The 11,253-nt window shown below is 72.7% G+C and carries 10 protein-coding genes; 1 reads left to right on the forward strand and 9 read right to left on the reverse strand.

What is annotated here, in order from left to right; genetic code table 11:
* The 7 genes from GVN67_RS25395 to GVN67_RS25425 form a co-directional block, all read right to left on the reverse strand.
* Window positions 1-1,214: ATP-binding cassette domain-containing protein (locus GVN67_RS25395; protein ID WP_160000112.1), on the reverse strand; the 1,214-nt coding region annotated here is incomplete at its 3' end.
* Window positions 1,211-2,092 carry an ABC transporter permease gene (locus GVN67_RS25400; protein WP_160000113.1) on the reverse strand — a complete coding sequence of 294 codons (882 nt, stop codon included), beginning with the start codon at window positions 2,090-2,092 and terminating at the stop codon, window positions 1,211-1,213. The genes GVN67_RS25395 and GVN67_RS25400, both read right to left, overlap by 4 nt.
* Before the next feature lie 32 nt (window positions 2,093-2,124).
* Window positions 2,125-3,117 (reverse strand): ABC transporter permease, encoded by a 993-nt coding sequence (locus GVN67_RS25405; protein WP_160000114.1) that lies wholly within the window; start codon window positions 3,115-3,117, stop codon window positions 2,125-2,127.
* Window positions 3,114-4,424 carry an NtaA/DmoA family FMN-dependent monooxygenase gene (locus GVN67_RS25410; protein WP_160000115.1) on the reverse strand — a complete coding sequence of 437 codons (1,311 nt, stop codon included), beginning with the start codon at window positions 4,422-4,424 and terminating at the stop codon, window positions 3,114-3,116. Before GVN67_RS25410 ends, GVN67_RS25405 begins: the two co-directional genes overlap by 4 nt.
* A gap of 15 nt (window positions 4,425-4,439) precedes the next feature.
* The gene (locus GVN67_RS25415) at window positions 4,440-6,089 is read right to left on the reverse strand and encodes an ABC transporter substrate-binding protein (protein ID WP_160000116.1); all 1,650 of its coding nucleotides are present in this window, start codon (window positions 6,087-6,089) and stop codon (window positions 4,440-4,442) included.
* A gap of 842 nt (window positions 6,090-6,931) precedes the next feature.
* Window positions 6,932-7,234 carry a GapR family DNA-binding domain-containing protein gene (locus GVN67_RS25420; RefSeq protein WP_235035480.1) on the reverse strand — a complete coding sequence of 101 codons (303 nt, stop codon included), beginning with the start codon at window positions 7,232-7,234 and terminating at the stop codon, window positions 6,932-6,934.
* A 119-nt stretch (window positions 7,235-7,353) separates the two neighbouring features.
* Entirely contained in the window at window positions 7,354-7,662 is a 309-nt protein-coding gene (locus tag GVN67_RS25425; RefSeq protein ID WP_160000117.1) for a DUF1244 domain-containing protein, read from the reverse strand.
* Window positions 7,663-7,824: 162 nt separating this feature from the next.
* Between GVN67_RS25425 and GVN67_RS25430 the strand changes: the two genes are divergently transcribed.
* Window positions 7,825-8,835, forward strand: a complete 1,011-nt coding sequence (locus GVN67_RS25430) for an LLM class flavin-dependent oxidoreductase (RefSeq protein ID WP_160000118.1) — start codon at window positions 7,825-7,827, stop codon at window positions 8,833-8,835.
* Window positions 8,836-8,892: 57 nt separating this feature from the next.
* Here the strand turns inward: GVN67_RS25430 and GVN67_RS25435 are convergent, their stop codons facing one another.
* Both GVN67_RS25435 and GVN67_RS25440 read right to left on the reverse strand, forming a co-directional pair.
* On the reverse strand, window positions 8,893-10,221 hold the full coding sequence (locus GVN67_RS25435; protein WP_160000119.1) for an ABC transporter substrate-binding protein: 1,329 nt from the start codon (window positions 10,219-10,221) through the stop codon (window positions 8,893-8,895).
* Between the two features lie 2 nt (window positions 10,222-10,223).
* On the reverse strand, window positions 10,224-10,916 hold the full coding sequence (locus GVN67_RS25440; RefSeq protein ID WP_160000120.1) for a glutathione S-transferase family protein: 693 nt from the start codon (window positions 10,914-10,916) through the stop codon (window positions 10,224-10,226).
* Window positions 10,917-11,253: the final 337 nt, after the last annotated feature.

Raw genomic sequence — 11,253 nt, forward strand, 5'->3', positions numbered from 1 at the left:
CGCCCTGCCCGCCCCGCCGGCGCGCCGATGCCGAGCGCGTCGAGCGGCTCGCGGATGATCTGCTCGACGGTCAGCTTCGGGTTCAGCGAGGAATAGGGGTTCTGGAACACCAGCTGGATGTCGCGCGGCCGCGGCCGGGCGCTGCCGGCCGTCTCCTCCCGCCACAGGAAGGCCCCCGCATCGGGCCGGACCAGCCCGGCGGCGATGCGCGCCGTGGTCGACTTGCCGGAGCCCGATTCGCCCACCAGCCCGAGCGAGCGCCCCGGCCGCAGGGTGAGCGACAGCCCGCCGATGCCGGGAAACCCCGCCGCCGCGCCCCGCCGCGCCGGGAAGCGCTTCGCCACCTGGTCGAAGCGGGCCAGCACGCCGGCGGGCGGCGCCACCGCCGGCGCCCCGGCGCGCAGCCGGGCGGCCTGGCGCGAGGGCATGGCGTCGAACAGCGCGCGGGTATGCGGATCGCGGCTCTGGGCCACCGCCGCCGCCGCCAGCACCTCGACGATGCCGCCGTCGCGCAGCACGACGATGCGGTCGGCATGGCGCCGGGCGATGGCCAGGTCATGCGTGATCAGCAGCAGCGCGGCGCCGCTCTGCCGCACCCGCTGGCCGATCGCCTCCAGCACGATCTTCTGCGCGGTGACGTCGAGGCCGGAGGTCGGCTCGTCGGCGACGATCAGCCCGGGCTCGCCGGCCAGGGCGATGGCGATCAGGATCCGCTGCAGCTGGCCGCCGGACAGCTGGTGGGGATAGCGCCGGGCGATCTCGCCGGCCGGGTGCAGCCCCATATCGGCCAGCCGCCGCGGCACCTCCGCCGCCGCCGCGCGGCGGTCGAGGCCGCGATGCAGCCGCAGCGCTTCCTCGAGCTGCCGCCCGACCCGCTGCACCGGGTCCAGCGCGATCAGCGGGTCCTGCGGGATCAGCGCGATGTGGCGGCCGCGCAGGCCGCGCCAGGCCTCCTCCCCCGCCGCGCCGGCCAGCTCCTGCCCGAGATGGCGGATCGCGCCGTCGAGCCGTGCCGTCTCCGGCAGCAGGCCGAGGATCGCCTTGGCGATGGAGGACTTGCCCGAGCCGGATTCGCCGACCAGCGCCACCGTGCTGCGCCGCGCGATGGCGAAGGAGACGCGGTCCAGCGCGACCACCCGGCCGGCCGCGCCCGGCGCCGCGGGATAGCTGAGGCTCAGCCCGGCGAGCTCGAGCAGCGGCGGCTCCGGGCTCATGCGATGCGCTCCAGCTGGCGGCTGATCCGGTTGGCGGCCAGCACGACCAGCACGATGACGCCGCCGGGCAGCACCGAGATCCACCAGGCATGCGCCAGCACGCTGCGCCCGCCGGCGATCAGGTTGCCCCATTCCGGCGCCGGCGCCTGGGCGCCGAAGCCCAGGAAGCTCAGCGAGCAGATGGCGATGACGGCACCGCCGAAATGCAGCGCGGTCAGCGCCAGCACCGGGCCGATGGCATGCGGGAAGACATGGCGGCGCAGGATCACGGTCCAGGCGACGCCGCAGAGCCGGGCGGCGGTGACGAAATCGGCATGGCGGATGCGCAGCACCTCCGCCCGCATCACCCGGGCGAAGGCGGCGACCGAGCTGACGCCCACGGCGATGGCGATGTTCAGGCTGCCGAAGCCGAGGCCGGTGACCAGCATCAGCGAGATCAGCAGCCCCGGCACCGCCAGCAGGATGTCGAGCAGCCGGCTGATCACGTCATCCACCAGCCCGCCGACATAGCCGGCCAGCAGCCCCAGCACCGAGGCGGCGGCGAAGGCCAGCAGCAGCGCGGCGGAGGCGGCGACCAGCGTGGTCCGGGTGCCCCAGACGAAGCGGCTGAACAGGTCGCGGCCCAGCCCGTCGGTGCCGAAGGGATGCGCCGGCGACGGCGGCAGCAGCTTCAGCCGGCCGTTGACGGCATAAGGATCGAAGGGCGCGAAGAGCTGCGGCGCCGCCGCCCAGAGCGCCACCAGCAGCAGCAGCAGAATGGCCGCCGCCAGGCTGGCATGGCCCGGCGTCAGCCAGGAGCGCCAGCGCGCCGGGCCGGGCACCGGCGGGGCGCCGCGCAGCAGGCCCGGGGTCAGGTCGAGGATGCCATCGCTGGCCATGCGGTCCTCCGGACAGGATCGGCGCGCCGCGGCTAGCGCAGCGTGACCTTCGGGTTGATCAGCGGGTAGAGCAGGTCGACCACCAGGTTGCTGGCGGCGAAGAGGATCGCGGTGAAGACCACGACGCCCTGCACCACGGGGATGTCCTGCAGGGTGATCGCCTCCTCCAGCAGCCGGCCGAGGCCCTGGCGGGAGAAGACGGTCTCGGTGATGATGGCGCCGCCCAGGATGCCGCCGATGCTCAGCCCGACCAGGGTGACGGCCGGGATGATGGCGTTGCGCAGCGCATGCCGCAGCAGGATGGCGCGGCGGCCGAGCCCCTTGGCGCGCAGGTACTGCGCATAGGGTGCCTGCAGGTTCTCGTGCAGGGCGCGCGCCGTCACCTGGGCGATGGCGTCGCTGACCTGCAGCCCGACCGCCAGCGCCGGCAGCACCAGCGCCGCCGGGCCGCTGCTGCCGGCGGCGGGCAGCCAGCCCAGCCCATGCGCGAAAAGCTGGATCAGGAACAGGCCGATCAGGAAGGCCGGCACCGAGGCGACGAACGGCGCATAGGCGAACAGCACCTGCCGCAGCCAGCGCCGCCGCGTCAGATTGGCCAGCACCGCCACCGCCATGCCCAGCGTCAGGCCGATGGCGAGCCCGGCCAGAGCGAGCTCCACCGTGTGCGGCAGCGCCTCGGCGATGCGCTGCAGCACGTCGCGGCCGTCATTGATCGAGCGGCCGAAATCGCCGCCCAGCGCCGCCCGCAGCATGGCGGCATATTGCCAGGCCACCGGCCGGTCGAGGCCGTATTGCCGCTGCAGCCGCGCCACCACCTCGGGGTCGATGTCGCTGCCGTCGCCGCGCGACTGCAGCATCAGGGTCACCGGGTCGGAGGGCAGCAGGTAGAGCAGCACGAAGCTGAGCGTGTAGGCGGCCCAGACGACGATGACGGCATGGCCGATGCGGCGGCCGACATAGCGCGCCAGCCCGGCCGGCGCCCGGCCTGCGGCGCGCGCCACCGCCTCGGCCGCCGCCCCGCTCATGCCGCCAGCCCCAGATTCTGCCGCAGCGTCTCGCCCTCATAGGCGCGGCGGTACAGGCCGCGATCCTGCAGCCGCGGGATGACATGCTCGATGAAGCGGTCGAACTGGTCGCCGCGCGCCGGGAAGGACAGCAGGAAGCCGTCGGCGGCGCCGGTGGCGAACCATCGCTCCAGCTCCGCCGCGGCGCCGTCATAGGATTGCACCGTCAGGAAATGCCCGCCATCGCTCAGCAGGAAGCTGCGGATGACGTCGCGCAGCGTGTTGCCCGGCTTGCGCGCCACGGCCTGCATCAGCGCCGCCCGGCTGCGGCGGCGCGGCAGCCGCGACGGGTCGGTCGGCAGCAGGTGCAGCGGCACCGGCGCGTCGAGATCGAGGCCGGTCAGATCGACCTCGCCGAGATAGTAGCCGGCGCCCTTGCGGCCCGCCTCGAAATCCAGCCCGTCCGTCAGGTTGCGGTGGATGTCGTCCGCTTCTTCCTGCGTCTTGCCGAGGATCAGGCCGAAGCCCGGAAACACCAGGAACTTTTCCGGATCGCGGCCGCCGGCGGCGACCAGCTGCTTCAGCTCGGCATAGATGCCGCGCGCATGCCCGATATCCGGCGAGGCGGAGAACACCGCCTCGGCGAAGCGCGCCGCGAAGGCCTTGCCCTCGCCCGAGGCGCCGGCCTGGAACTGCACCGGCCGGCCCTGCGGCGAGGGCGGCAGCGCGCTGGTGCCCTCAATGTCGAAGAAGTCGCCGCGATAGGCGAAGCGCCGCACCCTGGCGGCATCGGCGAAGCGGCGGCTGTCCCGGTCGAGCAGCAGCGCGTCGCGGTCCCAGCTGCTCCAAAGCCCGTTGACCACTTCCAGGAACTCCCCGGCGCGGCGGTAGCGCGTGGCCTGGTCCGGGATCGGCTGCGGCCCGAAGGCGCGCTCCCCCTGGTGCGAGGTCACCGCGTTCCAGCCCGCCCGGCCGCTGGACAGGTGGTCCAGGGTCAGCACCTGGCGCGCGGTGGCATAGGGCTCGGTGAAGGTGGTGGAGATGGTCGCCACCAGGCCGATCCGCGTGGTCGCCGCCGCCAGCGAGGCCAGGGCGAGCTGCGCATCGACCGCGCCATAGCGGAAGCTCGCCGCCTGGTCGGGCGAGAAGCTGAAGCTGTCGGCGCGGAACAGCGCGTCGATCAGCGCCGCCTCGGCCTTGCGCGCCACCGCGACCAGCGGGCCGACGGCATAGGGCGAGGCGCCCGGCTCCGCGGCCAGCCAGCTGGCCTGCGGCGACAGATGGTAGCCGAGCTTGATCTTGCGATCCTTGGCCTGTCCGTGCGTCATGCGGCGCGCCCCCGCTCAGCGCCGCAGCGCGACGTCGGCGAAGACCGGCTCGCCCAGCGGGCTAAAGCGCAGCCCCCCGACCTGGCGCGCGGCGGCGATGACGATCTGCGGATTGTCCTCGACCGGGATGCGGATGGCGTATTGCAGGAGAATCTCCTGCGCCCGCCTGAGGATCTCGAGGCGCTCCGGCGAATCCGGCACCAGGTTGGACCGCTGCAGCAGCGCCTCGAGCTCGCCGCTGCCGGTAATCTCGGCGCTGTCGACGTAGCGGACATTGGCGTCCAGCGCGACGCCGGCATTGGAATAGGTCTTGCGCAGCACATCAGGATCGGCGCGGGTGCCGTTCTGGTACCAGAAGTCGTAGCGGCCCTCGCGGAACTCGGCGCTGGCCTGGGTGATCTTGCGGAAGGTCAGCGACAGGTCGATGCCGACCCGGGCCAGCTGGTCCTTGATCAGGGTGACGAATTCCTCCGTCGTGTGGCTGTCGTCCCAGACCAGGCTAAGGCTGAGAGTGCGGCCCTGGCGCCGGCGGAAGCGGCCGCCGCCCGCCACCCAGCCGATCTTCTCCAGCAGCGCCCTGGCGCCTTCCGGATCATAGGCCAGCAGCGTGTCCGAGAAGTCGTGATAGCCGTAGGTGGCCGAGGCCAGGATGCTGCCGGCCGGGCGCGAGGCCGGGCCGGAGACGAGCTCGGCCAGCTCGCGCCGGTCGATCGCCTTCAGCACCGCCTGGCGCAGCTCGAGCTGGCGCAGCTTCTCGGCGCGCAGGTTGACGTTGAGGCTCTTGCCGATGCCGGTCTGCTGCCGCCAGGAGACCTCGATCTCGTCCTTCGGCAGGCGCGTCACCCCCTCCGGCGTCGGGCGCAGGATCAGGCCGGCCTCGCCGGAGCGCAGCGCGCCCTCGCGCACGCCGGCCTCGGGCACCACGACGATCTCGATCGCCTCCAGCCCCGCCGGCCCCTGGCGTCGGGCCAGGCGGCTGGGCCAGGCATAGTCGGCGCGGCGGACCAGGCGCAGCGAGACCCGCGGCTTCACCGCGCCGACGACGAAGGGGCCGGAGCCGATGACGCCGAAATTCCGCCGCTCGTCGAGCGTCTTGGCGAAATCGCCGGGATGGATGATGGCCAGCTGCGAGGTCGAGACATTGGCCAGGAAGGGCGCGTTGCCGGCGGAGAAACGCACCGTGAAGCGGCGCGCGTCGATCACCTCGGTGCCCAGGTAATGGTCGAAGACGCCGCGGATATACCAGCCGCCACCGGCCTTCAGATCGGCCACCGCGCCGTCGAAATTGGCCTTCACCGCGGCGGCGTCCAGCGGGTCGCCGTTCGAGAAGGTGATGTTCTCGCGCAGCGTGAAGGTGAAGGCGGTGGCGTCGCCATCGACCTCCCAGCTCTCGGCCAGCCAGGGGGTGAATTCCAGCGTGGTCGGGTCGCGGTCGATCAGCGAATCGGCCAGGGCGTTGGCGCCGACGGTCCAGGCCAGGCGCGGGTCGACGGAGAAGGCATCCGCATAGACCCGCAGCGTGCCGCCACCGGCCGGGGCGGCCTGCCGCCCGGATTGCGCCGTCGCCGCCCCGGCATGGCCGGTCAGCCAGCCCGCCGCCACCGCCAGGCCGATCTGCCGGCGGCCGAGCCTTCCGCGATCTGCCGCGCCATCCGTCGTCGCCATGCCGTGCTCCTGTCCCTGCGGGCGCTGCCGGCCGCGGGGCATGCCGCGGCATGCTGCGCCGGCAGCCGCTTCCGTCCTGCCGAGATCACGGTGGGCGACTATTAGACGAGTGTAAAGCGTGATTCTTGGATTGGACTTTTTAATAATGTTTTTATGGTGATTTCCAATGATGCCCTGCGGCCGCTCGGCGTGAACGCGCCGGGCGACCACCCGAAGCGTCTCTCCATCTTCTCTTGTTTTTCAGATTATTGACGAAGGAATGGCCCGACGGGAAGCCCATCGACACGGCAAGCCGGCCGCGCTTAAAAACTTTCTGCAATCGTTGAATGCGATCTTGCCAGGGTCGGGCGCGCGCGCAGGTCGGCGCCGCAAGGAGGGGCTTTCCGGGATGGCCCGCTTTCGAGGCACTGGCCTGGCCGCCGCCTGTGGCGGCATCGTCGCAGCGCCCGTGCGCTCGCCGCAGCCCTGGGCAGAGACGCCGCCGACCCTGTCGAAGGGTGACCGCATCGCCGCCGACACGCCGGGAGGGCATCGCGCTGTTCCGGCGCGACGGCCGCGCGGCGGCCGCAGCTTCCGGCGGACAGAAGCTGTCACGGCGCAGACGCTGGTGCCGGTCGGGGAATGGGGCGGGCCTGGCGCCGGCAACCGATGCGCGGGAGCCGAGGCGCCGGCGGTGCATGGCCGGCTGAGCGCGGCGGCCGGCGATGCTGCCCGCGCGCCCTATAGGTCGTCCTGGCCGAGTCCGGCCGGGAGGCGGCGCTGCGGCGGATCGTGGCTATCCCCGCGCCGCGACAGCCACGGTCCACGCGGCGGGGGAGGAAACCCCTCCCCCGCCGGGCGCCTCACATGCCGAGGGCGCGGCGGTAGAGGTCGAGCAGGGTCTCCTGCTCCTCCACCTCGGCCGGCTCCTGCTTGCGCAGGCGGATGATCTGGCGGATCACCTTGACCTCGAAGCCGGCCGCCTTGGCCTCGCCGAAGATATCCTTGATGTCGTCGGCCAGCGCCTTGCGCTCTTCCTCGAGCCGCTCGACCCGCTCGATGATGGACCGCAGGCGATCGACCGCGATGCCGCCGACTTCGGGATCGGGATCGGCTTCCTGGCGCGCACGGCTGGCCTTGGCCTCCTGCTCGTCGAAATCGCTCATACTGGTCTCCAGACACCGGAAAAGTGGCCGGCCGCGCAAGCGGCCGAGGCGCGCGGGTATAGCGAGACGTCACCCGAGGGGCAATCAGGAAGGCCCCCCCGGAAACGCGCCCGCGCCGGTCAGCCGTGCTTCGGCTGGCCGTCGAAGGCGGCCTGCTGCGCCGGCGTCGCCGCTTTCTGGTGCTGCGCCTGCCAGTCCTTGTACGGCATGCCGTAGACGATCTGCCGCGCCTCGGCGTCCGGCAGGGCGATGCCCTGGCCCTCGGCCGCCTCGCGGTACCAGCGGCTGAGGCAGTTGCGGCAGAAGCCGGCCAGGTTCATCAGGTCGATATTCTGCACGTCGCTGCGCTCGCGCAGGTGCTCGACCAGGCGGCGGAAGGCGGCGGCCTCCAATTCGGTGCGGGTGGCGGCGTCGATCTCGGTGGTCATGGGGGGCAAGCTCTCCTTCGCCCGCAATCTGGTCCCCCATCCCGGCAATGCCAAGCACCGCGGGTATCTACCCATGGCCGCCCGGCGCCCCATATCGAGGGCAACCCGCCCCGGCCAGCCTGGCCCGGGCCCCTGCCTTCGCACCCGCTCCGGGAGCCATCCATGATCCGCTACTCCGTCCTCGACCTCGCCCCGATCGCCCAGGGGCAGGACGCCACCGCCGCCTTCGAGAACAGCCGCAGCCTGGCCCAGCATGCCGAGAAGCTGGGCTTCCACCGCTTCTGGCTGGCCGAGCATCACAACATGCCCGGCATCGCCAGCGCCGCGACGGCGGTGGTCATCGGCCATGTCGCCGCCGGCACCAGCACCATCCGGGTGGGGTCGGGCGGCATCATGCTGCCCAACCACGCCCCCCTGATGATCGCCGAGCAGTTCGGCACGCTGAACGCGCTGTTCCCCGGCCGCATCGACCTGGGCCTCGGCCGCGCGCCGGGCACCGACATGCGCACCGCCCGCGCCCTGCGCCGCAACCTCTCGGGCGAGGCCGACAGCTTCGCGCAGGACGTGGTCGAGCTGCAGCAATGGTTCGCCCCCGTCCAGCCCGGCCAGCCGGTGCGCGCGGTGCCCGGCGGCGGCATGGAGATCCCGATCTGGCTGCTGGGCTCCAGCCTCTACAGCGCGCAGCTGGCGGCGGCCCTCGGCCTGCCCTTCGCCTTCGCCAGCCATTTCGCGCCGCAGGCCATGATCCAGGCGCTGGAGATCTATCGCGAGGGCTTCCGCCCCTCGGCCCTGCTGGACAAGCCCTACAGCATGGCGGCGATGAACGTCTTCGCCGCCGAGACGGACGAGGAGGGCCAGCGCCTGTTCACCTCGCTGCAGCAGCAGTTCCTGAACCTGCGCCGCGGCACGCCGGGCCTGTTGCCGCCGCCGGCCGAGGATGTCGCCACGCTGCAGCGTGAGGCGGAATGGGCCGGCGTGGGCAAGAGCCTGTCCTGCTCGGCGGTCGGCAGCCCGGCCACGGTCCGCGCCGGGATCGAGGCTTTCCTGGCGGAGACCCAGGTCGACGAGCTGATGCTGACCGGCCAGATCTTCGACCACGAGGCCCGGCTGCGGTCCTTCTCAATCGCCGCCGAGATCTGCCAGGAGCTGGTGTCGGTGAAGGAAGCGGCCTGAACAGCCGTTGATCAGAAAAAAGATGGGGGTTCGGGGGAATTCTTTCCCCCGACCTGCTTAGTCTCCTCTCCCCACCTTCCGCTTCTCCCACTCATCGGCGAGCCGGGTTCCCCAGGACGGATGCGGCTCCGGCAGCGACGCCCCGAGCGCCGCGTTGCTCAGCGTCGCCACCCCTGCGGGCAGGCTTTCGAAGCGCTGGCGGTCGGCCTCGGACAGGCGGGCCAGGTCCAGGATGGTCGGGCTGCCCAGGGCGTCGGGGTCTTGCGCCTCGGCCTGGGCTTCGGGCGACAGGAAGAAGTCGGCCACCACCATCGCGGCGTCAGGCTGGCTGGCCTGCTCGGGGATGCCGAGGAAGGAGGCGTTGCCGATGCTGCCCCGCGTCGGCACGTAGGAGCGGATGCTGTCGCGCAGGAAGCCGGCGGCGATGGCCATCGAGGCCTCGGCCGGGTTCAGCGAGATCACCAGGTCGACCTCGCCTTGCTGCAGCAGGCGGCCCTGGGCCTGGGCATCCTCGGGGAAGCGGCGGCCCTGCTGCCACAGATGCGGCCGCAGCGTCGCGTACCATTCCCAGAGCGGCGCGGTGACCAGGGTGAAGTTGTCGTCCGAGGCGGGCTTGGCCAGCACCGCCTCATGCGGGGCGATCTCGTAGAGCGCCTGCTTCAGGAAGGCGGCCCCCAGCGGGTCGCGCGGCTGCGGATGGGTCAGGCGGCCGGGATGGGCGCGGGCCCAGTCGGGCATCGCCAGCATCGACAGGGGCGGATGCGGAACCTTGGCGCTGTCGTAGAGAAAGACCGCCTGGGCCAAGCGCCAGGGCACGGCGCGGCCTTCGACCGGCAGGGTGAAATCGGTGACGGTGCCCGGCTTGCCCTCGGCATCCACCAGGCGGAAATTCGGCAGCGTCGCGGCCACTGGACGGAGTGCGGCGCGCTGCGCCGGCGTCAGCAGATGCGGCCCGCCGAACCAGAACAGGTCGAGCGGCGGCGCTGTGTCGGCGACCGCCAGCGGATCGGCCCCGGCGGCGGCAGGCTCGGGGACCGGTTCGGCCGGCGGTTCCGGCGCCGGCGGCGCCAGCCGGGCCAGCAGGGCGCCGATGTCGCTGACGCGCACATGCACCAGGGTGATGTCGTGCAGCACCCGCAGCCGCGCGGCGGCCCAGGCGATGAAGGCGTTGGTCGGCTCGTCGCCGGCCCAGGCGTGGAAATGCACCACCTGGCCGCGGGCGCGCTGCGCCAGCGCCGCCCAGGGGTCGTCGGCCGGGGCCAGCACGTAGAAGCCGCTCTGCGCCGCAGCCCGCCGGCGCGCGGCGACCACGCCCAGCGCCGCGCCCAGCAGCAGGGCATGGCGGCGGGTCGGCAGCGGCGGCGGCGATGGGCGGGGCAGGCGCATGCTCAATCGGTGTCGCAGGACGGCGCCGCCCGGGCGAGGCCGCCGAACAGGTCCAGCATGCGGTCGCGCCAGCCGCGCAGCGGGTCCTCGCGCTCCAGCAGCGCCAGGCTGGAGACGCAGCGCGCCCATTGCAGGCTGCCGAAGACGGCATAGTCGCCGTAATCCGGCCGCTCGCCGCCCAGGAAGGGCTGCATCCGCACCAGCGCGCGCAGCGGCGCCAGGCTGGCGCGGAAGCCGGGCAGCCGGGCCTCGCGCCCGTCGGTCACCGCCTCCAGCGTCATGCCCAGGCGGGCCTCGCGGCTGGCGCGGAAATACTCGCGCTGCTCGGGCGCCAGCCAGGCCGGGATGTCGCTGACGATCAGCCGGATCAGCTGGGCATGCAGGGTGGTGTCGGCCCAGAGCGTGGTGAAGCGGCTGGCGGCCGGGCCGGCGGGGAACAGCGCCGGGCGATCCGGATATGTCGCGTCCAGATAGGTGGCGATGGCCCAGGAATCGGTCACCACCGTCTCGCCATCGACCAGCACCGGCACCTTGTCCTGGCCGGAGAAGGCGATGGTCTGCCCCTCGGTGAAGCGCCAGGGGCGGCACTCGGTCTCCAGCCCCTTATGGGCGAGGGCCATGCGGATGCGCCAGCAATAGGGGCTGAAGCGGCGGGCCGGGTCGGCGCCGGCGAGCTCGTAGAGGATGCGGCCCATGGCGGTCAGCGCCGCCCGGCCGGCTGGCAGGGGAGATCGGTCACGGGGCTGTTCCTTCCGCGCTGGCCAGGAGAGGCCGCAGGATCGGCCGGCGACGACGGCCAGCCCGGACGCTACAGACCCCCCTGCCCCGCGGCAAGCCGAGCCGGCCGCTTCGGCAACGAGGCCTTGAGCCTGGCCATTGGCGGCGCCGCGCCGGGCGGCCGCTTGCCATGACCCGCGGGTCGTGCACGAATTGGTGGGCGCGGCAGCCCCGAGCAGGGCGACAAGCACCCCCGGAACGTGCCACCCTAAGGCACGTCCGCCGAAAGGCGCGCGTAAACCCCCGCCCCCCGGC

The organism is Roseomonas sp. 18066, assembly GCF_902706185.1.
Lineage (GTDB): Bacteria > Pseudomonadota > Alphaproteobacteria > Acetobacterales > Acetobacteraceae > Pseudoroseomonas.